Genomic DNA, 21,380 nt, shown 5'->3' on the forward strand with positions numbered 1-21,380 from the left:
CTGCAGGGTAAGAGCTATTTTTGGTATACGACTTTTCCTTCGATCAGAACCGTAGAGACGGAGGAATAGTAGTCTAGCGGATAGCCGTCCCAGATGACGATATCGGCATCTTTTCCAGGTTCCAGACTGCCGACTCTCTGGTCAAGTCCACAGAAACGGGCTGCGTTGATGGTGGCAGATTCCAGAGCTGCCATAGCAGTAAGCCCTTTTTTGTACATGAGCGTCAGATGAATCGCAGCCAGCTCAATATTCATTCGCGGATGAGCGGTGGATGAGGCAAAGGTAATGCCGTGTTCCTCAAGTACAGAACCAACGATAGGGTCACGGTAGCGGCTTTCATTACTTTTTTGTCCATAAGATGGGCCAACCACGCAGTTCACCTGATGTTTTTTTAGAATATCCGGAATCAGCCAGCTTTCGGTACAGTCTTCCAAGATATAATTGAGTTCGAATTCCTCGGCAATGCGAATGGCGGTGGTCATATCATGGCTTCTCTTGGCGGTGATCTTGACAGGCATCCCATCAAACACGCGCATGAGGGAATGAAGCTTCATGTCGAATTTCGGCGGTTTCCTGGATGGATCCACTTCGGACAGTTTCCAGAGCGTGTGGTAATTTTTTGCTTTCATCAATGCTTCACGGATCAGAGCGGCACTGGCAAGCCTTGTTTTTGGAGCACGCTTGCTGGAATAGGTCGTTCTGACATCATCCGTTAGGCACATGTGAAAAGCAAGTTCAGGCACCATCGTCATTTCGGAGACTGTTTTACCGGAGGTCTTGATAGCGGCACATGTTCCGCCGATGAGATTTGCATCTCCGGGGCAGGTGACTGCCGTAGTGACTCCGCCGGCAAGTGCCATTTGAAAGCCCTCATCGGCAGGATTGATGGCGTCTAACGCACGGAGCTGCGGAAGAATTGGATCCGTGGACTCATCGGAATCATCTCCCTCAAAACGAAAGACCTGTTCGCGCACTCCTAATTGACAGTGAGGTTCTACAAACCCCGGAGTCACATAGTGTCCGCAGGCATCGATACTGACATGTCCTACATTATATTTGCTCACGGCGTTATCACAGATATCGAGAATCTTTCCATTCTCCACAACCAGATCTTTTTTTTCTTCGTAGATTCCGGCCATATTGATCAGATTACAGTTTCTGATAATCAACATTGCTTTCACCTGCCTTTCTCCTGTATGCAATCTGACCGTCGATGATAACGATACCGACCTGACTCAGAGTTGCCAATGGTTCTACGTCCCAGATCACGACATCCGCATCTTTTCCAGGTTCCAGACTGCCGACACGGGAGTCAATGTCGGTAATGATGGCGTTATTGATGGTGAGACATTTTAAAGCCATTTCCCGGGAAAGTCCGTTTTTGACATAGAGAGCAGCCTGCAGAAGCTGACCTTCAATCGGAACGAAAGGCGCATCAGTGATCAAGCCGAACGTGATTCCGGCGTTCTCCAGAATCTGCCCTGCTTTAAAAGTTTTATTTCTGGCTTCGATTTTTCCTTTTCCTCCTACGGTAGGACCGAGAAGGCATTGAACATGATTTCTCACAAGGTCATCGATTATCAGATAGCCGTCGGTGCAGTGTTCAATGGAAAAACGAAGATGGAATTCATTGGCGATCCGGATCGCAGTTTGGATATCATCCGCCTGGTGTGCATGGATCTTGACACGCATACCGTCGAAGACCCGCATTAAAGAATGCATATGAAAATCGAATGGAAAATCAGGGTCCTCTCCGTGTTCCTGATAGTTTCTATAGTATTCCTTCGCTCGGAAGAGTTGTTCCCTCATAATGGCAGCACTCATCATTCTCGTTTTTGGTGCCATGTTCCTCCTGCCGTAATTGACTTTTGGGTTTTCACCGAGGGCCATCTTCATGCAGATTTCCTGACAGATGACGCGGGAGTCGGGATTTTTTCCGGCGGTTTTTACGGCTGTGAACGTTCCTCCTATAATATTGGAACTTCCGGGGCCGGTAACGACCGTAGTAACGCCGTGACGAACTGCAACGTCGAAGGTGGCGTCATTCCATTTCAGAGCGTCAATTCCGCGGAGTCCGGGAAGAGCTGGACTGGTATTTTCATTTCCGTCCATTTCCGCGGAACTGGCGGTTCCCCAGAGTCCGATATGGCAGTGGGCGTCCACGAGGCCTGGAGTCACCACTCTTCCGGCAGCATCGATCACTTCGCAGTCCGCGGGAACAGGACCTACGTTTCCTACCCGGGATATTTTTCCGTTTTCGATTAAAAAAGAGCTGCACAGCGAACATCGGGCTGGCAAAGAACGCAGATTTCGATTAGGTTGATTTACAGAAAAAAAAACGGGTGAATCAACCTAATCGATTTTTTGTGCCGGAAAATAGAAATGAGACTTCGGAAATGCGGAAATTACCTTGCCAGCCATATTCTGAAAAGTTATAATGAATGCAGAAATAAATTTAAAACAATGATAATCAATGTAAATTGTTTGATAATTCGTGAAAACACAAAAATATGCAAAGCTTTCTACAAGGTACAGAGTGTCAAAAACAGCGACAGAATGAGATATAAGCTGCCGGCCAGAACCGGTCCCGCACAGGATGGAAATACGTTCCTGGAATTGCGGTATTCGTAGTAGGATCCGAGTTCAGGTGTGGAAGCCGGGGCAATCTTCTCATTTTCTTCTTCAAATTTTTCATGGTGTTTCCCGTACTTCCAGAGTTTTCGATGGCTGTAAATAAACAGGTCAAAGGTTCCGAGATTTTTAACAAATCGGAGACCTCCAAAGATAAGGGGAAAGAAACTGGCAAGAAACAAGGAGTTGATGAGTCGGTTCATAAAAAAAGAACTGTGACTGAAAATAAAATAGAGAATTCCAATGACTCCTCCAATTAGAAGATGAGTCAGAAAACTTTTCCGGAACGATGATGACATAAGGGACCATCCTTTCGCTGAATTGATGTCGTGCATATGGAATTTATTATAATGAGATTCATATAAATGTCAACAGCTGGGAGAAATTCCAATGGAATGAAAATGGGCGAGATGGAAGGCCTGTTTGGAGGTCCTGAAATAAAAAAGGAGGAAACGATATGAAGAGAAGGACAATTGCAGCATTGTTAGCATGCACGATGGTGATCGGAACCCTTGCAGGGTGCAGCAGCGAACCGAAGAACCCGGGAGACTCCGATACAACGGTTACTGAGACAACGGCGGCAGAGACAACGGCAGCTGCACAGACAGGACCGAAAGTATTTAACGACTATATGACGACGGATATTGATACATTAAACAGCCATATCTACACGTTAAGTGCAAGTGCGGATGTGATCAAACCAACAACACTTCTGCTGTATCGTCAGTATCCGACCGCGGACGGAAAATCATTTGAGTATATTCCGGAGTTGGCAGAAAGTGAACCAGAGCAGGTAGATGCGGATGGAAAAATCTGGCAGATCAAGATCCGTGAAAATGCGAAATGGGAGAATGGAGATTCAATCAATGTGGATGATGTGATCTATTCCTTCCAGATGTGTCTGGATCCCCTTATGGTAAATAACCGTGCATCCCAGCTTGCAAGTGATTATATTACGATCACAAAGGCTACAGATTATTATCTTCAGGGGACAGAAAACAAAGTCTCCTGGGACGAAGTGGGAATCAAGAGAAATGGCGATTATATGCTTGGCCTCGAGTTAGATGCTCCAGTTACAGCAGCCGATATCAAGAGTCATTTCAACTATGTATGGACCAACCTGGTACATAAACCGACGTATGAGGCCGGTATGAATGAAGACCGGACGAAGACTTCATATGGTTCCACGGGAGACACTTATAAGAGCTGCGGAGCTTATATTTTGACAGAATGGGTACCGGGTTCCGTTTTCAAAATGAAGAAAAATCCGGATTATGTTCTTGCAGACCATATCAAATTGGATGAATATGTTTATAAAGTTGTAGCAGACAGAAATACAGCGCTTGAGCTTTACTTAAACGGAGAACTGGACGAAGTCGCATTAAGCCCGGAGGCGATTGAACAGTATGTGGATGATCCGAGCATCAAGGTAGCACCGGCAACCTCCATCCAGACCCTTGCGATTAACCACGGAAATACTAATAACAATGGAATCCTTGGAAATCTGAACTTCAGAAAAGCGTTGTTCTATGCAGTGGACCGTCAGAGCATTGCAAAAATGACAAATGGAATTCCGGCTAATTATCTCGTTGCGAGCAAGTGCCTTGGTCTTGACGGCAAGACATTCCGGGAAATGCCTGAATCACAGGAATATCTGACCGAAAATCTCGGGTATGATCCGAAACTTGCCAAGGAGTATTACGACAAGGCGATGGAAGAATGTGGACTTACCAGTCTGACCCTGACCCTGCAGTACAATGAGACGAGTGCCAACAATAAGGCGGCATCTGAGTTCTTACATAAATCTTTCCCGGAGATCTTTGGCGACAGCTTTACTCTGGAGCTGATGGCAGCTCCGAGCGGTGTCTTAAACTCCTACATCAAGGGATGGAAAGATGGAGATCCGAACAGCTTTGAACTTCAGTGGAGAGGATGGAATACCAGTACACCGGCACCGTGGAACGGACTTAAAGTTTACACCGGCATGTATTCGAACAAGAACGAACCATATTACAATGATGAAGTGGATGCACTTTGGGAAAAAGCCAATTATGATCTGGAAGCAAAAATGGATTCGGCATACCGTCTGGAACTGACAAGGGAAATCGAAAAGATCGTGCTTGATGAAGTAGCAGCCTGCCCGGTATACGAGGCACCGAGCTACTATCTGATCAATCCGAAAGTCATTCTCCCATCGGATGGATACATTCCGGGTTACGGATTTGGTTTCACGATCAGTGATAAAGAAGTATAACCGATGACGGGAACTGAATGAACCTGCAAACATCTGCCTGCCGGATACTGCGAGCCGGCAGGCGGATTTTATGCTGACGGAAGTGATCGGGCGGCGAAAAGTAACCGATGGGCTTTACAGGAAGCGCAAAAGGAAACTCGGAGGGAATGATATGGCAAAATACATTATGCAGCGAATTCTGGCAATGTTAGTAACTCTGTTTATTATCATTACCATCGGCTTCATGGTGATCCGCCTGATGCCGGGCGGAATCTTCGATGATGCCGTAGATATGACATATGAGCAGAGGACAGCTCTGGAAGCAAAATATAATCTTGATAAGCCGATCCCGATCCAGTATGCAATGTTCTTAAAGGGACTTGTTCTGGAAGGCGACTGGGGAACATCTCTGAAGATGTATGTCAATGTTCCGGTGTGGGATGTGATCAAGACAAAGATTCCGGTCACACTCTATATTAACTTTTTTTCACTGATCATATCGCTTCCATTGGGGATTATCCTCGGAATTGTGGCGGCAATCCGGAAAAATACGATGACAGACTATCTGATATCGTTTCTGGTCGTCATATTTATCTCAGTTCCATCCTTTATCTTCGCCACCCTGCTTCAGTATTTTGTGGCATTTAAAGCGGGATTATTTCCGATCATTTACGATGCTACGGCATCCGGTTGGGATAAATTTTATTGCCTGTTTCTTCCGATCATGGCCCTGTCTCTCGGACCGATCGCCCGTGTGACAAGATATCTGAGAGCGGAACTGGCAGAGACCATCAACTCAGATTTTATGCTTTTGGCAAAGACGAAGGGACTCACGGAACGTCAGGCAACGATCAACCATGGAATCCGAAACTCCATGCTTCCTCTTATGAATATCATTGTGCCGATGTTCACAAGCATTATGGGCGGAAGTCTTGTAATCGAGACCATTTTCTCGATTCCCGGTATGGGCGGTATTATGGTAAAGTCCATCAATGCGCCGGACTATACGGTAACGCTGGCGGCCCTGATCTTTTATTCTGTGGTATCTCTTGTGACTGTACTCATCGTGGATCTTTCTTACGGGATTGTTGATCCGCGTGTAAGGATGGGAGGGAAGAAATAATGGCAAAATTTTACTCTTCCGCTGTACCGGAATATCAGGCTGATAAAGAACAATTTGAATTTGTCCAGATGAAGGATGACATTGCGGATGCGACATTCCAGGATAAGCCGATTGGCTTTTTTAAGGATGCAATGCTGCGTTTCTGCCGGAGCAAGGTCTCCATTGTAGCGTTTGTAGGAATCGTGATCATTCTGTTCATGGCAATCTTTATGCCAATGATGAGCCGCTGGCACTACAATGACCAGGATCTGAACCGAATCAATCTTCCGCCCAAAATGCCGGTTCTCGAGAATGTTGGAATTCTGGATGGAACCCGATGGCTGACGAATCGACGTGTGGACAGCCTGGAAGATACAACACGTTATCCGGAAGGCAGCATTCTGAAAGTCATCAACTACCGGAAGGTCCAGGGCGTGGATATGTGTGATATCAAAGTGGATTACTACAAGTACTGCGGTCTTGAGGATGGAACATATTTCTGGATGGGGACGGATTATCTCGGCCGTGATCTGTGGGTACGAATGTGGCGAGGTGCCCGTGTTTCCCTGGTAATTGCGTTCATCTCGGTAATCTGCAATGTTTTTATCGGTATTGTCTATGGCTCCATTGCGGGATATTACGGCGGAAAGATCGATATGGTTATGATGCGCATTACCGAGATTATCGGTGCATTCCCGGAAATTGTAGTGGTAACATTATTTATCCTCTTTTTCGGAACCGGCATGCTGTCAATTATTCTTTGCCTTGTCGTACAGAACTGGATTGGCACAGCCCGAATGATTCGCTCCCAGTTTTACCGTTATAAAGGCAGCGAATATGTGCTTGCGGCCAGAACACTCGGCGTGAAAGATATGGCACTGATCTTCCGGCATATTCTGCCGAATTCCATTGGGCCAATCATTACACGTGCCATGATTGCAATTCCGGGTGCTATTTTTACCGAGTCTTTCCTGGCATATATCGGACTTGGCATCCGTGCACCGGAAAGCTCGATCGGTGTCCTTTTATCCCAGGGACAGAAGATCATGCAGCAGTATCCGAACCAGGTGTTTTTCCCGGCAGTTGTGATTTCTCTGCTGATGATCGCATTCAACATGCTGTCAAATGGTCTGCGTGACGCATTTGATCCAACCCAGCGCGGTGCATAAGGAAAGGAGCGAATGGTATGGAACCTATTTTAAGTGTAAAAGATCTTTCTGTTTCCTTTCAGGCGTTCGCAGGTACGGTTCATGCGGTTCGTGATGTCAACTTTGACTTGATGAAAGGTGAGACACTGGCGATTGTAGGAGAATCCGGTTCCGGAAAATCGGTTACGATCAAAGCAATTCTTGGAATTCTTGCAAAGAACGGCCATATCGACAGCGGCTCGATTCTGTATCAGGGTGAAGATATGGCGAAATATAAGGAAAAAGACTTTTATAAGATCAGAGGAAAACGGATCTCACTGGTGTTCCAGGATCCTCTGTCAGCACTGAATCCGATCATGAAAATAGGAAAACAGATCTCAGAGGCGCTGATCTTAAGCGGATCCATTGAAAAGTCAAAGGCGAAGCAGAGGGCCATCGAATTGATGGAAGCCGTTGGAATTCCGAACGCGGCAGAGCGGTATGAGGCATATCCGTTCCAGTTCTCCGGCGGTATGAGGCAGCGCATTGTCATTGCAATTGCCCTTGCATGCAATCCGGAGATCCTGATCTGCGATGAGCCGACGACAGCTCTCGATGTGACGATTCAGGCGAGAATCCTGGAGCTGATCAATGATATGAAAAGAGAGCACGATCTGTCGGTAATTTTCATCACTCATGACCTCGGCGTGGTTGCCAATATTGCAGATCGTGTATGCGTTATGTATGCCGGACGGATCGTGGAAGTGGGAACCTGTGAAGATATTTTCTACCATCCGGCGCATCCGTATACCTGGGCACTGTTGTCTGCAATGCCGGATCTGCACACGGAAGAGACCCTATATGCAATTCCGGGTGCTCCGCCTAATATGCTTCATCCGCCGAAAGGGGATGCATTTGCAGCGAGAAATAAATACGCGATGAAGATTGATTTTGAAAAAGAACCGCCGTATTTTAAAATTTCCGACACCCACTATGCTGCTACATGGCTTTTACATCCGGATGCGCCAAAGGTAGAGATGCCGGAGATTTTGCAGCACCGCATCGCCAGGATGAAGGAGGAGGCGGAACATGGATAATAAAAAGATGAATTCGACAGGTGTTGAGGATCATATTCTGGATGTGGAACACCTCAGCATGTATTTTACAACAAAAAACAGAGGAAAAAAGTCTACAGTGAAAGCGGTGGATGATGTATCCTTTTATGTGAAACGCGGGGAGACGTTCGGACTGGTTGGTGAGTCCGGCTGCGGAAAAACAACGACAGGCCGCACGATTATTCGGCTGTATGATCCCACCTGGGGAACTGTGAAATTTAACGGCATAGAAATCTCCGGAAAAATGGACAGGGAGCTTCATAAATATATTACCGATCATATTGCCATGATTTTCCAAGATCCGATCGCATCTTTAAATCCGAGAATGACAGTACAGGAGATTATAGCGGAAGGATTGAAAATTCGAGGGGTGAAAGACCCGGAAGAACTGCAGAAAAGGGTGATCGCGATGCTGGAACATGTGGGGCTTCAGGCAGAACATGCATCCCGATACCCCCATGAATTTTCAGGAGGACAGCGCCAGCGCATTGGAATTGCAAGGGCGCTGATCGTGGAACCGCAGCTGGTGATCGCAGATGAGCCGGTTTCAGCTCTCGATGTCTCTGTGCAGGCACAGGTGATCAATCTGCTAAATAAGCTGAAACAGGAAATGGGACTGACAATCCTGTTTATTGCGCATAATCTTTCCGTCGTCAAATATTTTTCCGACCGAATCGGTGTGATGTATTTCGGAAAGCTGGTTGAGATGGCGGATTCCAATGAGCTATTTAAGAATCCGCTTCATCCGTACACCAAGGCACTGCTTTCTGCCATTCCGGAGCCGGATCCGCTCAATGAGAAAAAACGCGTAAAAATCCATTACGATCCGGAGATTCATCATTACGGTGAAGGAAAACAGCCGTCCTATCACGAAGTAAGTCCGGGACATACGATCTATTGTTCGGACGAAGAGTTTGAAGAGTATAAAAAAGAGTGGAAAGCGTAATTCCGGACGTTATTTAAGAAGCCAAAAAGACTGCATATCCGTTTGTTGGTATGCAGTCTTTTAAAATGTTTCAATCGTATTACCGTCTTCCCGTGTTCCACAAAATATCATGGTTGATGGTCTCATAGAACATCTCCCGCACCTTATCATGATCCCTCGTCTGCCCGAGGATCCACATGAGCTTTGTCACAGTGGCTTCCAGGGTCATATCGTAGGACTCGATGAGACCGAAGGCATTTTTGATCTTCTGGCCGACTTCGTAGACGGACATGTTGCTGCCTTCCTGAGTGACCTGGGTGGTCATGACAACGACTTTTCCCATAGAGATCCATTTTTCGATGGAGCTGTAGAAATCGCCGGATTCATAGGACGGAAGGCCGCCGACGCCGAAGGACTCGATAACGACAGCGTCATAGTGCTCTGCCATGTAGTCGAGGAGGCTGGAATCCATGGACGGGATCAGCTTTAAGAGGCTGACCTGGCTGTCCATCTCGTGGTAGAAGCGGACACTCTCGCGGTCCTGCCACTTGTCATCGATGTAGTATAAAATATGCTCGTCCTGGATCACGGCGAGGTACGGGAAGTTGATGCTGGAGAAGGCGTTGTAGCTCTTGCTGCGCTCCTTTTTTCCACGTGTTCCCGCGATGACTTTTCCGTCAAATACGATGGTCACGCCGTGGGCACGTTCGGAGGCGGCAAACCGCAGGCTGTCCAGAAGGTTTGTTCTCGCGTCCGTCACGTCAAGGTCGATGGGCTTCTGGGCACCGGTGATGACGATGGGCTTGCTGGAGTGCTGGACGAGATAGGACATGGCAGCAGCGGTGTAGGCCATCGTATCGGTGCCGTGGCAGATCACAAAGCCGTCGTAATTGTCGTAGTTTTCTTCCAGGACCTGAGCAAGTTTCAGCCAGTGTTTCGGGTGCATGTTTGTGCTGTCGATGTTTAAGACCTGGACCGTCTCCACCTCACAGAATTTTTTTGCATCCGGTACATAAGATAACAGTTCGTCGCCGGTAAGAAGCGGTGTCAGACCGTTTTCTCCTCTCTTGCAGGCAATCGTTCCCCCTGTTCCGAGCAGCAGAAGGTGTTTCATGATTTTAAAATCCCCTTTCGTTTGCAATCATCTCACATATGGTTTATAGTATAACATAGGAGGCTTCAGAAAGTAAAGACGGCGGATGGTTTGGAAAGAAAGAATCATCCGGGAAAGGGGAGAGATGGTGAATATACCGAAAGATCCGGTCATGCTGTTAAGCTATATCAACACGCAGTTGCGGGACAATTACCCGGACATGGACGAGTTGTGCAGGTCGCTTTGTCTAGACAGGAAAGACGTGGATGAGAAACTCGCGTCGATCGATTATGAGTACGATCCGGAAAAAAATCAGTATGTATAGAGTAAGCGGCCGATCCTGGCTTTCCAGGGCATGAGCCGCAGAAAAATAAAAGTGGAAAAAAGCACCGTGGAAAAGGCTGCATAGCGGATCGGAGAATCACAGATACTGGTTTCATGAACAGATGGAAGCAGAAAAACAGAAATCAGAAAATTGCAGTAAAAAAAAGCTCCGGCGGCGGATGGAGACAATGGGTCAGGAATTTTACGCTCTGCGGTCTGACGGGATGGGGACTTGAGATCCTTTTGACTTCCGTGGAAGGCTTTGCGGCTGGAGATATGAAATTCATGGGAAAGACATCAATATACATGTTCCCGATATATGGAATGGGAATCCTTTTGGGGCCCATCGGGAAATGGGTGGACAGTTGGATCGGAGACCGGGGACAGATCGCGGTAAAGGACAGGATCTTCCGCCATGGGATCCTGGACATGGTCCTGATCTTTTCCGCAGAATACCTCACGGGAACATTCTTGAAAAGCCTTGGGATATGTCCGTGGGATTACACCGGGCGGATGCTGAGCGTTGACGGCGTGATCCGGCTGGATTTTGCTCCGTTCTGGTTCATGACAGGACTTCTCTTTGAATATCTGACAGGAGGAAAAGAGGAAATCCTTTCCAGAGATCCGGAAACGGAAAAGCCAATATATAGACAGATTTGAGCTGGATTTTAGATGGATTCGAGGTGCATTTGAGTTGCAAATAAGAGGTTTATTTAATATAATATAACTTATGAACCTCATTGCTGTAACTCTTTAAAGTGTATGAAAGGCAACTGTTCCATAGGCCGGCACACCTGTTGTGCTGACCGTAAGAGAGCACCGTTACTGTTAAAGAAAATATGGGAGGTTTGTTACGTATGATAAGATTATTACTTGTCCTGTTCACACTGGTGGGATTTTTGATCTTCAGCTATCCGTTCCTTGTGGCACAGGTATCGCTTGGAAAGAAAGATCCCCACGCGCGGGATCTGGAGACGATCAAGGTCGTCCGGTCCGTGTTCAAGGTACTCTTAAAGCTGGCGGGGGTGACCGTGACGGTGAAGGGCGCGGAAAATATACCGGAAGACACAGCGGTCCTCTATGTTGGAAACCACAGAAGCTATTTTGATATTCTTGCGGGCTACACGACAGTTCCGACACTGCTCGGTTTCGTCGCAAAAAAGGAGATGGAAAAGATCCCACTCTTACGCACCTGGATGGTGAACGTGAACTGCCTGTTCTTAGACAGAAAGAACATCAAAGAAGGCTTAAAGATGATCCTTCAGGGAATCGAGAAGGTAAAAAACGGCGTTTCCATCTGGATTTTCCCGGAGGGAACGAGAAATCCGAACGAAGATATCACGGAGCTCCTTCCGTTTAAAGAGGGGAGCTTAAAGATTGCGGAGAAATCCGGCTGTCCGGTGGTCCCGGTGGCGATGACAGGAACGGCGGAGGTGCTGGAAAAACACTTCCCGTTTATCACCCCGTCCCATATTACGATCTACTACGGAAAACCGTTCTATGTAAAAGAATTGGAAGCCGAAGATCGGAAACATCCGGGTGCTTACACTAGAAATGTATTGATCAGAATGCTGAAAGAAATGCAGGAAGAAAAACAATAAGGTTTCAGGCGGATAAAATGGCTTGAAATGATATGACAGGACAAGGCTTCGGAGAGATCTGCTGAAAAAGCAAAAGAAATTTTGGGAAATACCTGGGGAGAAATGACAGAAAGCAGAGGCATAAAATATATGAAAAATCTTGACTTAAAAGAATGCAGGGACAAGCTGGACGTGATCGATAAAGAGATCGTCCGTCTGTTTGAGGAGCGCATGTCCGTATGCGGAGATGTGGCGGAATATAAGATCGGAACAGGAAAAGCCGTTTACGATGCGGCGAGAGAGGCACAGAAGATCGCAGCGGTTCAGGAGCTGGCCCACAGTGAGTTCAATAAAGAGGCGGTAAAGGAGATCTTTTCCCAGTTAATGTCCGTCAGCCGCAGATACCAGTACAGCCTGTTATCCGCTCACGGTATGGGAATGGACACCGGATTTACGGAAGTGGAGACCATCGGGAAGAAGAATAAAAAGATTGTCTTCCAGGGCGTCGAGGGCGCTTACAGCCATGCCGCCGCGAAGTTATATTTCGGCGAGGACGCGGATCTTTACCATGTTCCGGAGTTCGAGGACACGATGCGCGAGGTGGAAGAGGGACGCGCTGATTATGCGGTACTTCCCATCGAGAATTCCACAGCCGGTTTCGTGATCAACAACTACGACCTGCTCTTAAAGTATAAGAATTACATAGTCGGCGAGGTCTATGTCCCGGTTGCCCATATGCTGCTCGGCGTTCCGGGAGCGGAGCTCTCCGATATCAGGACCGTTTACTCCCATGCCCAGGCTCTGGCCCAGAGCTCTGATTTCCTGTCCGCCCATAAAGACTGGAAGCAGATCGCTGTCTTAAACACGGCTGTAGCTGCAAAGAAGGTCATGGAGGAGAAGGATCCGTCCCAGGCGGCTGTCGCAAGCCGTACAGCGGGAGAACTCTATGGAATGGAGATCCTCGCAAAGGAGATCAACAACGTCAAGGGAAATACGACAAGATTCCTGATCCTCGGAAAAGAGCCGGTCTACGCAAAGACCGCCGGAAAGATCAGCGTGGCTTTCGAGATCGCCCATAAGAGCGGTTCCCTATACAACATCCTTGGAAACTTCATTTTCAACAATGTCAATATGACGATGATCGAATCCAGACCGATTCCGGAAAAGAGCTTCGAGTACCGGTTCTTCGTGGATTTCGAAGGAAATTTAAGCGATGCGGGAGTGAGAAACGCACTGACCGGTCTTGCTGCGGAAGCTTCCGTCATGAGAATTTTAGGTAATTATTAGAGAGATACGGTCCGGTAAAATCCGGACCGATTCTTATATCAACAGATATTTGATGCAGGCGATATGATGGACATAAAACGGGTCCGGCGATCGTCGCGCACAGAGTAAGGAGGAAAAAACATGGCAGCCCTTACATTTGCAGCCATCGATGTGGGATCCTTTGAGGTGGAGATGGGGATCTATGAGATCTCAAACCGCAACAAGATCCGAAAATTGGATCAGATCCGCCACGTCACTGCGCTGGGAAAAGATACCTACAATAACGGAAAGATCAGCTATGAGATGGTGGAGGAGCTTTGCGATGTGCTTGCGGATTTCGCAAGGATCATGAAATCCTATAAAGTCACGGAATACCGTGCCTACGCCACAAGTGCGATGCGCGAGGCGAGAAACAACCGGATCGTCCTGGATCAGATCCGTGTCCGCACCGGAATCCAGGTACGGATCATCAGCAACTCGGAGCAGCGGTTTCTGGGCTACAAGGCCATCGCGGTGTCCGATGACGAGTTTGATGAGAATATCCAGCAGGGAACCGCTATCGTGGACGTGGGATTCGGCAGCATGCAGATATCCATGTTTGATAAAAACCTGCTGGTGAATACGGAAAATCTGCCGTTAGGTGTTCTGAGGATCCGTGGTACTCTGGAAGAGGTCGATACGACGATGGAACAGTACCGGGAGCTTATTGATGAGATGGTGGACAATGAGCTCCAGAACTATAAAAAAATGTATTTAAAGGAGCGGAAGATCAAGCATCTGATCGGGATCGGTGAGAACATCCTGTATCTGTTCCGGTACGAGGAAGACGGAAAGCCGCTCTCAAGGATCACGAGAGAGCAGTTTGAAGAGTTTTACACCCGCCTGAGCACGATGAATGAAGAGCAGATGGAGGAGCATTTCGGGGTGAACCGGGAATACGCATCCTTACTTATGCCGTGTGCGGTGATCTATAAAAAGTTTCTTGAGATGACGGGGGCTGAGATGATCTGGATCCCCGGGGTACGGCTCTGTGACGGGATCGCGGCGGAGTTCGCGGCGGACAAGAAGCTTATAAAATTCAGGCACAATTTTGATAATGATATTATCAGCACTTCCCGTTCCATGGCAAAACGCTACCAGTGCTTAAGCCGCCACACGGAGACCGTAGAGAAATATGTGCTCCAGATTTTCGATACAATGCGGAAATACCACGGAATGGGGCAGAGGGAGCGCCTGCTTTTGCAGATCGCGGTGCTGATCCATGCCTGCGGAAAGTTTATCAGCGTCCGGAATTCCAACGAGTGCGCTTACAACATCATTATGTCCACGGAGATCATCGGTATCTCCCATTTGGAGCGGGAGATCATCGCAAATGTGGTCCGCTATAATATCCGGGATTTCGATTACAATATGGTCCGGATGGAGACAGAATTAGATGAAGTGACGGACAGCTTCAGCGGGCAGAACGAGGTCATGCTTCTGATCGCAAAGCTCACAGCAATGCTGCGTCTGGCGAATTCCATGGACCGCGGACACAGTGCGAAGCTCGCGGACTGCCGGATGACCGTGAAGGATCAGAACCTGATCATCACGACAGATTATCACGGCGATATTACGCTGGAGTCTGTTTCCTTTGAACAGAAGGCGGCGTTCTTCGAGGAGATTTTTGGAATTCGGCCGGTGCTTCGCCATAAAAAGTATGTATAGTCAGGTCTGACCGGAACCAACGCATTCAGGGAGGCGGTAAAGAAAGATGAAAAAAGAAGAAAAAAAAGACAATACACAGAAGGCCAGAAAAGGAAAAGAACAGGGAATTGAGTATTTTCAGGATCCGAAAAATTATGTAAACCGAGAGTTGAGCTGGCTGGAGTTTGACTGCCGTGTACTGGAGGAAGCCAGAGATAAGACCAACCCACTCTTTGACCGTCTGAAATTCTTAAGCATCACGGCATCAAATCTGGACGAGTTTTTCATGGTCCGCGTGGCCTCCTTAAAGGACATGGTCCATGCCGGATATAAAAAACCGGATATTGCCGGAATGACGGCTCAGGAACAGTTGGATAAGATCAGCGTCCGGACCCATGAGCTGGTGGTGCAGCAGTATAATACCTACAACCGGTCCCTGCTTCCGGCACTCAGAAATAACGGATTAAATCTGATCGAGTGCCATGAGGACCTGACACCGGAACAGGGAGAGTTTGTGGACCGGTATTTCAGGGAGGAGGTTTACCCAGTACTCACCCCGATGGCGGTGGACTCCTCGAGACCGTTCCCCCTTGTCCGGAATAAATCTTTAAATATCGCGGCACTGCTGAAGAAAAAAGACGGCGATGAGGAACTGGAATTTGCCATGGTACAGGTTCCGGCGGTGCTTCCGCGGATCATAAGCCTCCCGGTGACCACCGATGAGGACCACAACGAGACGCGGAATGTGATCTTTCTGGAGGAGATCATCGAGCGGAACATGCAGCAGCTGTTCTTAAACTACGATATCGTGACATCCCACCCGTTCCGAATCATGAGAAACGCCGATTTCTCCCTTGACGAGGAGGAAGCTGTGGATCTTCTCGAGGAGATCGAGAAGCAGTTAAAGCGCAGGCAGTGGGGCGAGGTCATCCGTCTGGAGATCGAGGATAAGGCGGACCAGAGACTCCTCAAGGTATTAAAACGGGAGCTGGAAGTCAACGAGGAAGACATCTTCGAGATTCCGGGCGCTCTGGACCTTACGGTCCTTATGAAGATGTACGGCCTTGACGGATACGACCATTTAAAGACACCGAAATATACGCCTCAGCCGGTTCCGGCACTGATAAATGATGATGATATCTTCACGAATATCCGGAAAGGTGATATTCTCCTGATGCATCCTTACGAGACCTTTGATCCGGTTGTGGATTTTGTGAGAAGCGCGGCAAGAGATCCGGAGGTGCTGGCGATCAAGCAGACCCTCTATCGTGTCAGCGGAAATTCCCCGATCATCGCAGCTCTGGCGGCAGCGGCGGAGAACGGAAAACAGGTATCGGTACTTGTGGAGCTGAAAGCCAGATTTGATGAGGAGAACAACATCATCTGGGCAAAAAAACTTGAGAAAGCAGGCTGCCATGTGATCTATGGCCTCGTTGGATTAAAGACCCACTCAAAGATCACCCTTGTGGTCCGGAGAGAGGAGGATGGCATCCGCAGATATGTTCACCTCGGAACCGGTAACTACAACGATTCCACCGCAAAGCTCTATACGGACTGCGGAATCATGACATGTCATCCACTGATCGGTGAGGATGCCACAGCAGTTTTCAACATGCTTTCCGGTTATTCGGAACCCTTGAACTGGAATATGCTCTCCGTGGCACCGCTGTGGCTGAGAACAAAATTCCTGCGTCTCATTGAGCGTGAGACGAAGAATGCCCGGGCAGGAAAGCCGGCTTCCATTATTGCAAAGATGAACTCTCTCTGTGATAAAGAGATCATCGCGGCCTTATATGAGGCGTCCTGCGCTGGTGTCAAGATCCATCTGGTTGTCCGTGGAATCTGCTGTCTGAAGGCAGGAATTCCGGGACTTTCCGAGAATATTGAAGTCCGCTCCATCGTCGGGGAATTTCTGGAACACGCGCGGATCTTTATCTTCGAGAATGACGGAAGCGAAGAGATCTACATGGGAAGCGCCGACTGGATGCCGAGAAACCTGGACCGCCGCGTGGAGATCCTGTTCCCGGTACTGAGGGAAGAGCTGAAAGACAGGATCCGGAAGTATATGGAGCTGGAGCTTGAGGACAACTTAAAAGCCCATGTCTTACAGCCGGACGGAACATACGAGAAGCCGGACCGCCGTGGAAAACTCCCGGTGGGATCCCAGATGGCACTCTGCGAGATGGCTGTGGCTGCGGCGAAGAACGAGCGGAAGAAGCATGAGCAGGAGGAGACTGCAAGAGTGTTTATTCCGATCGAGAGCGAGAATTAAGTGAGATCATAAATTGACTGACCCGCCCATAGCAAAGGCGAAAGAGAAAAAGTTTATAAAAATTTTATTAGCACTCATCAAAAACGAGTGCTAATTTTATTGACATTTTGATTTCCTGGTATTAAAATATGTCATGTTGAACAGAACAGCTGTTAAAAAGGCAGCTGGAAAACGATAAATGAAAATCAGCGGTCCGAAGGAATTATGAGAAGTTCCCCCGCGCCGCAGGAATAGAAATAAGGAGTGGTTTAACATGGCAAAAAGTGGAAGTCTTTCAATCAACAGTGAGAATATATTCCCGATCATCAAAAAATGGCTGTATTCCGATCACGATATCTTCTACCGTGAGTTAGTCAGCAACGGCTGCGATGCCATCACAAAATTAAAGAAGCTGGCTCTGATGGGCGAGTACGAGACACCGGATGATGAGACCTATAAAGTTCAGGTTACTGTAAACCCGAAGGAAAAGACGATCCGGATCGAAGATAACGGTCTTGGAATGACAGAGGACGAGGTTGACGAGTATATCAACCAGATCGCTTTTTCCGGTGCGCAGGATTTCTTAAACAAGTACAAAGATAAAGCAAACGAGGACCAGATCATCGGTCACTTCGGACTTGGATTTTACTCCGCGTTCATGGTAGCCGACAAAGTAACGATCGATACCTTATCCTACAAGCCGGATGCAAAGCCGGTCCACTGGGAGTCTGAGGGCGGTACCGAGTTCGATATGAAAGAGGGCACAAAGGAAGGACACGGAACCGTGATCACCCTGTACCTGAATGAGGACAGCGCTGAGTTCGCAAACGAGTACCGTGCAAGAGAGATCCTCGATAAATACTGCGCGTTCATGCCGGTTGAGATCTACTTAAACGATGAGACTGCAGAGCCGCAGTACGACACGATCGAAAAGGACGAGCTCACCGATAAAGATACAATTATCGAGACGATCGTAGAGCCTGCAAAGACAGAGGAGAAGGAAAAAGAGGACGGCACTAAGGAGACAGTTGAGGTTTCCCCGGCGAAAGAGAAATATAAGATCGCAAGACGCCCGGTTGCCGTAAACGATACGAACCCGCTCTGGAACAAGCATCCGAATGAGTGCACAGACGAAGAGTACAAGGAGTTCTACCGTAAGGTATTCCAGGATTTCAAGGAGCCGTTATTCTGGATTCACCTGAACATGGATTATCCGTTTAACTTAAAGGGTATCCTCTACTTCCCGAAGATCAATATGGAGTACGAGAGCATCGAAGGCAAGATCAAGCTCTATAATAATCAGGTATTCATTGCCGATAATATCAAGGAAGTCATTCCGGAATTCCTGATGTTGTTAAAAGGCGTGATCGACTGCCCGGATCTTCCGTTAAATGTATCCAGAAGTGCTCTCCAGAATGATGGGTTCGTTAAGAAGATCTCCGACTATATCACAAAGAAGGTTGCGGACAAGCTGTCCGGCATGTGCAAGACAGACCGCGAGAATTACGAGAAATACTGGGACGACATCAACCCGTTCATCAAATTCGGCTGCTTAAAGGATGAGAAGTTTGACGAGAAGATGAAAGACTACATCCTCTACAAGAATCTGGACGGCAAGTACCTGACTCTCGCTGACTGCCTGGAGGAGAACAAGGAAAAACACGAGAATAAGATCTTTTATGTAACTGACGAGAAAGAGCAGAGCCAGTATATCAACATGTTCAAGGAAGCCGGAATCGACGCTGTGATCCTTCCGAATCCGATCGATTCTCCGTTTATGCAGCATGTGGAGCAGAAGAATGAGGGCTTGAAGTTCCTGCGCATCGACGCGGATGTCAACGAGACCTTCAAGGATTCTGAGGAGACCGATGAGGCCGCGAAGGAGCAGGAGAAGAAGGATGCCGAGACTCTTGCGGAGGTCTTCAAGAAGGCCATCGGAAATGACAAACTGAACGTCAAGGTCGAGAAGCTGAAAAACGAGGGCCTCGCGTCCATGATCACTGTGTCCGAGGAGAGCCGCAGAATGCAGGATATGATGAAGATGTACAGCATGTACGGCGGCGGTGCCGACATGTTCCCGGCGGAGGAGACACTTGTCCTCAACGCAAACAACGGCCTTGTAAAGTATGTGTTAAACAACAGGGACGGCGAGAAGACACCGATGCTCTGCGAACAGCTCTATGACCTTGCAAAGCTCGCTCACGGAAGTCTTTCCCCGGAGCGTATGACAAAGTTCATTGCGAGAAGCAGTGAGATCATGAAGGAAGAATATGGTGCATAAACGAAGAGATTTTCTGATTACGTTTACAATTTTATGCCTTGCCATGTGCGCCTGCTCAGGGTTCCAGTACCTGGGCAGCGCTTTCTATGGCCTGGTATGGCACCGGATCCATGGCCTGGGAAGCGGCGGAGCGCGTCTGCTTTCCGGGCTTTTTGATTCTCCGTGGACGGGAGTCCTGGTGCAGTATATCTTTTCTATCGGAGTTCCGTTCCTTCTGGTGGTTCCGATGACATGTTTTGTGAGATCGGACCGGAGACCGGCTCATACACTTCCGGCGGAGGTCTGGATGTCGGCGCTTTTCATGTGCCTGGGACTTGGGTACATCTTTAATTTCCTCGGCGTGTTTCTGGACGTGTTTTTTTCTATATTTACGGGAGTTCCGGCGACGGATATGAACCCGGTGATGGACGCCCTCGATGAGCTGACGCCTGGAATGGTGATCTATACCTGCCTGATCGCCCCGTTTATGGAGGAGTTTATCTTCCGGGGAGTTCTCTTAAAGAAGGCGAGACGGTTCGGGGACCGGACAGCGGTGGTCTTCTGTGCGGTCATGTTCGGGCTGATGCACGGAAATTTAAACCAATGCCTGTACGCGGTGGTGATCGGACTGATCCTCGGCTATGTGGCGGTGCGGACGAACCGGATCTTTTATAATGTGCTGCTTCACATGGCAGTGAATTCCTTTTCCATGATGTTAGTGCTGGTGGAAAATGGATTGAACGCACTGGGGATGGGCGCAATGGCAGCGGCGTTTTCTGTGGGAAACTTCATTATGATCCTGCTTCTCATCGCAGCCGGGATCTACTTTTTCTTCCGGGACGGACGCCGCTACTGGTGGCAGATGGGACGCCAGAACGGGTGGCCGACACCGTACAGGAAGTATGTGTACCTGAATCCGGGATTTATTTTATATATGATCATTTTCGGGATTGAGATGATATCGTATATTTTATAGAAAAAGTTTTCGGGAAAACAGCAGCCTGGAGAGAATATCCGAGAGTGTCGCGGCTGCTTGGAAAACCACATAGAAATGTACGTGAGAGACGGAAGCATCCGGCAGAATATACTGTGGGCAGTGGACACATTGCCGTAATAACGCAGTGCATTCTGCCGGATTTTCTGTCTGAAACGCTTGAAAAGGGGGCGGGGTCTTGGTATAGTAGTGGGAGACCATTTACGAAGAGGAGACATCATGCAGAGAATCGCAAAATTTGAAAAAGTAAGCTTTGAGCAGTTTAAAAAAGACTGGCAGGGGGAACACCCGCAGGATACAGAAGAAGTGATTAGGGAAATCTACGATGGGATCAGACTTCCGAAGCGTGCCACAGCAGGCTCTGCCGGATATGATTTCTTCGCACCGGCAGCGTTCACGCTGAAACCGGGTGAGATGACAAAGATCCTCACAGGAATCCGGGCGCGGATCGATGACGGCTGGGTATTAAAGCTCTATCCGAGAAGCGGACTTGGATTTAAGTTCCGTCTTCAGTTAAACAATACCGTCGGGATCATCGACAGCGACTACTACGGATCTGACAATGAGGGCCATATCCAGGTGAAGCTCACCAATGACAGCCGCGAGGGAAAGACCGTGGAAGTGGAGGCAGGAACAGGTTTCTCCCAGGGGATTTTCGTGGAGTACGGAATTACGGTGGATGATGAGGCCGATGAGGTGAGAAATGGTGGATTCGGAAGCACGACGCGTGCGTAAAATGTGGAGAAAAGGGAAAGAATTCCCGAGGCCAGAGCGTGCTGAAGCTGAAGGTTCA

The 21,380-nt window shown here is 48.2% G+C and carries 18 protein-coding genes; 14 read left to right on the top strand and 4 right to left on the bottom strand.

From position 1 onward, the window contains the following. Positions 1–14: 14 nt before the first annotated feature. From GPK83_RS03725 to GPK83_RS03735, 3 genes are all read right to left on the bottom strand, one after another. Complete coding sequence (locus GPK83_RS03725; protein WP_215704076.1) at positions 15–1,172, bottom strand: amidohydrolase family protein; 1,158 nt, start codon at positions 1,170–1,172, stop codon at positions 15–17. Then, positions 1,150–2,202 (bottom strand): amidohydrolase family protein, encoded by a 1,053-nt coding sequence (locus GPK83_RS03730; protein WP_215704041.1) that lies wholly within the window; start codon positions 2,200–2,202, stop codon positions 1,150–1,152. Before GPK83_RS03730 ends, GPK83_RS03725 begins: the two co-directional genes overlap by 23 nt. A 320-nt stretch (positions 2,203–2,522) precedes the next feature. Further along, the gene (locus GPK83_RS03735; RefSeq protein ID WP_165859949.1) at positions 2,523–2,834 is read right to left on the bottom strand and encodes a DUF3899 domain-containing protein; all 312 of its coding nucleotides are present in this window, start codon (positions 2,832–2,834) and stop codon (positions 2,523–2,525) included. Between the two features lie 254 nt (positions 2,835–3,088). Here GPK83_RS03735 and GPK83_RS03740 point away from each other — a divergent pair, with 254 nt between their 5' ends. The 5 genes from GPK83_RS03740 to GPK83_RS03760 all read left to right on the top strand — a co-directional run bounded on the left by GPK83_RS03740 (position 3,089) and on the right by GPK83_RS03760 (position 9,154). Next, entirely contained in the window at positions 3,089–4,885 is a 1,797-nt protein-coding gene (locus GPK83_RS03740; RefSeq protein WP_117484806.1) for an ABC transporter substrate-binding protein, read from the top strand. A gap of 151 nt (positions 4,886–5,036) precedes the next feature. Next, entirely contained in the window at positions 5,037–5,987 is a 951-nt protein-coding gene (locus GPK83_RS03745; protein WP_117470807.1) for an ABC transporter permease, read from the top strand. Next, positions 5,987–7,135 (top strand): ABC transporter permease, encoded by a 1,149-nt coding sequence (locus tag GPK83_RS03750; protein ID WP_215704043.1) that lies wholly within the window; start codon positions 5,987–5,989, stop codon positions 7,133–7,135. The genes GPK83_RS03745 and GPK83_RS03750 overlap by 1 nt, the downstream gene beginning before the upstream one ends. A gap of 17 nt (positions 7,136–7,152) precedes the next feature. Then, positions 7,153–8,190 (top strand): ABC transporter ATP-binding protein, encoded by a 1,038-nt coding sequence (locus tag GPK83_RS03755; protein ID WP_015553590.1) that lies wholly within the window; start codon positions 7,153–7,155, stop codon positions 8,188–8,190. Then, entirely contained in the window at positions 8,183–9,154 is a 972-nt protein-coding gene (locus GPK83_RS03760) for an oligopeptide/dipeptide ABC transporter ATP-binding protein (RefSeq protein WP_015553589.1), read from the top strand. The genes GPK83_RS03755 and GPK83_RS03760 overlap by 8 nt, the downstream gene beginning before the upstream one ends. A gap of 79 nt (positions 9,155–9,233) precedes the next feature. Here the strand turns inward: GPK83_RS03760 and GPK83_RS03765 are convergent, their stop codons facing one another. Beyond that, on the bottom strand, positions 9,234–10,247 hold the full coding sequence (locus tag GPK83_RS03765) for an asparaginase (protein ID WP_215704044.1): 1,014 nt from the start codon (positions 10,245–10,247) through the stop codon (positions 9,234–9,236). 124 nt (positions 10,248–10,371) lie between these two features. Here GPK83_RS03765 and GPK83_RS03770 point away from each other — a divergent pair, with 124 nt between their 5' ends. The 9 genes from GPK83_RS03770 (at position 10,372) to GPK83_RS03810 (ending at position 21,322) form a co-directional block, all read left to right on the top strand. Continuing rightward, a complete protein-coding gene (locus GPK83_RS03770; protein WP_117503544.1) occupies positions 10,372–10,551 on the top strand; it encodes a DUF4250 domain-containing protein in 180 nt (59 codons plus the stop codon). A gap of 113 nt (positions 10,552–10,664) precedes the next feature. Continuing rightward, positions 10,665–11,210 carry a hypothetical protein gene (locus GPK83_RS03775; protein WP_215704045.1) on the top strand — a complete coding sequence of 182 codons (546 nt, stop codon included), beginning with the start codon at positions 10,665–10,667 and terminating at the stop codon, positions 11,208–11,210. A 197-nt stretch (positions 11,211–11,407) separates the two neighbouring features. Further along, positions 11,408–12,151 carry a lysophospholipid acyltransferase family protein gene (locus GPK83_RS03780; RefSeq protein WP_015553585.1) on the top strand — a complete coding sequence of 248 codons (744 nt, stop codon included), beginning with the start codon at positions 11,408–11,410 and terminating at the stop codon, positions 12,149–12,151. 129 nt (positions 12,152–12,280) lie between these two features. Beyond that, positions 12,281–13,417: a prephenate dehydratase gene (pheA, locus tag GPK83_RS03785; RefSeq protein ID WP_117503521.1), complete on the top strand. Its 1,137-nt coding sequence runs from the start codon at positions 12,281–12,283 to the stop codon at positions 13,415–13,417. Positions 13,418–13,537: 120 nt separating this feature from the next. Further along, on the top strand, positions 13,538–15,103 hold the full coding sequence (locus GPK83_RS03790) for an exopolyphosphatase (RefSeq protein ID WP_015553583.1): 1,566 nt from the start codon (positions 13,538–13,540) through the stop codon (positions 15,101–15,103). A gap of 46 nt (positions 15,104–15,149) precedes the next feature. Continuing rightward, positions 15,150–17,354, top strand: coding sequence for an RNA degradosome polyphosphate kinase (locus tag GPK83_RS03795; RefSeq protein ID WP_215704046.1), 2,205 nt, complete (start codon positions 15,150–15,152; stop codon positions 17,352–17,354). Positions 17,355–17,607: 253 nt separating this feature from the next. Beyond that, a complete protein-coding gene (gene htpG, locus GPK83_RS03800) occupies positions 17,608–19,614 on the top strand; it encodes a molecular chaperone HtpG (RefSeq protein WP_215704047.1) in 2,007 nt (668 codons plus the stop codon). Beyond that, positions 19,607–20,569, top strand: a complete 963-nt coding sequence (locus GPK83_RS17300) for a CPBP family intramembrane glutamic endopeptidase (RefSeq protein WP_181968036.1) — start codon at positions 19,607–19,609, stop codon at positions 20,567–20,569. Before htpG ends, GPK83_RS17300 begins: the two co-directional genes overlap by 8 nt. 237 nt (positions 20,570–20,806) lie before the next feature. Further along, on the top strand, positions 20,807–21,322 hold the full coding sequence (locus GPK83_RS03810; protein WP_021904848.1) for a deoxyuridine 5'-triphosphate nucleotidohydrolase: 516 nt from the start codon (positions 20,807–20,809) through the stop codon (positions 21,320–21,322). Positions 21,323–21,380: the final 58 nt, after the last annotated feature.

The sequence above is a fragment of the Clostridium sp. MCC328 genome, assembly GCF_018785465.1.
GTDB lineage: Bacteria > Bacillota > Clostridia > Lachnospirales > Lachnospiraceae > Pilosibacter > Pilosibacter fragilis.

Bases quoted from the DNA above. Each gene is read 5' to 3' on its own strand.
- GPK83_RS03740 (WP_117484806.1), top strand. From the start codon at position 3,089: ATGAAGAGAAGGACAATTGCAGCATTGTTAGCATGCACGATGGTGATC.
- GPK83_RS03770 (WP_117503544.1), top strand. From the start codon at position 10,372: ATGGTGAATATACCGAAAGATCCGGTCATGCTGTTAAGCTATATCAAC.
- GPK83_RS03755 (WP_015553590.1), top strand. From the start codon at position 7,153: ATGGAACCTATTTTAAGTGTAAAAGATCTTTCTGTTTCCTTTCAGGCG.
- GPK83_RS03810 (WP_021904848.1), top strand. From the start codon at position 20,807: ATGCAGAGAATCGCAAAATTTGAAAAAGTAAGCTTTGAGCAGTTTAAA.
- htpG (WP_215704047.1), top strand. From the start codon at position 17,608: ATGGCAAAAAGTGGAAGTCTTTCAATCAACAGTGAGAATATATTCCCG.
- GPK83_RS03735 (WP_165859949.1), bottom strand. From the start codon at position 2,834: ATGAACCGACTCATCAACTCCTTGTTTCTTGCCAGTTTCTTTCCCCTT.
- GPK83_RS03745 (WP_117470807.1), top strand. From the start codon at position 5,037: ATGGCAAAATACATTATGCAGCGAATTCTGGCAATGTTAGTAACTCTG.
- GPK83_RS03765 (WP_215704044.1), bottom strand. From the start codon at position 10,247: ATGAAACACCTTCTGCTGCTCGGAACAGGGGGAACGATTGCCTGCAAG.
- GPK83_RS03775 (WP_215704045.1), top strand. From the start codon at position 10,665: ATGAACAGATGGAAGCAGAAAAACAGAAATCAGAAAATTGCAGTAAAA.
- GPK83_RS03795 (WP_215704046.1), top strand. From the start codon at position 15,150: ATGAAAAAAGAAGAAAAAAAAGACAATACACAGAAGGCCAGAAAAGGA.
- pheA (WP_117503521.1), top strand. From the start codon at position 12,281: ATGAAAAATCTTGACTTAAAAGAATGCAGGGACAAGCTGGACGTGATC.
- GPK83_RS03750 (WP_215704043.1), top strand. From the start codon at position 5,987: ATGGCAAAATTTTACTCTTCCGCTGTACCGGAATATCAGGCTGATAAA.
- GPK83_RS03780 (WP_015553585.1), top strand. From the start codon at position 11,408: ATGATAAGATTATTACTTGTCCTGTTCACACTGGTGGGATTTTTGATC.
- GPK83_RS03790 (WP_015553583.1), top strand. From the start codon at position 13,538: ATGGCAGCCCTTACATTTGCAGCCATCGATGTGGGATCCTTTGAGGTG.
- GPK83_RS03725 (WP_215704076.1), bottom strand. From the start codon at position 1,172: ATGTTGATTATCAGAAACTGTAATCTGATCAATATGGCCGGAATCTAC.
- GPK83_RS03760 (WP_015553589.1), top strand. From the start codon at position 8,183: ATGGATAATAAAAAGATGAATTCGACAGGTGTTGAGGATCATATTCTG.